1 protein-coding gene is annotated in these 259 nt (G+C 35.1%); it reads left to right on the top strand.

Annotated elements, in window-relative coordinates:
* Positions 1-259: PfkB family carbohydrate kinase (locus ACX6CF_RS26945; RefSeq protein WP_458788454.1), on the top strand; the 259-nt coding region annotated here is incomplete at both ends.

Below are 259 nucleotides of genomic sequence, written 5' to 3'. Positions count from 1 at the left end.
AAGAAGGGTAAAAGATATAATTGGTGGTTTTCATACAATAAAACTTAATAAGCACGAAGCGGAGTTCCTTTCGGATATAAAGATAGAAGATGCTCATGGGCTTAAGAAGGCAGTTGATTATTTTATTGATAAAGGTGTTAAGAGAGTATTTATTACTTTGGGTGAGAAAGGGGTATATTACGGAGAAGGTGACTATACTAATTCTTATAAAGCACCAAAAATAAAAGTAGTGAATGCTACAGGAGCCGGGGATGCATTC

This window comes from Vallitalea sediminicola, assembly GCF_054408565.1.
This window is presented reverse-complemented; position numbering and strand designations above follow the sequence as displayed.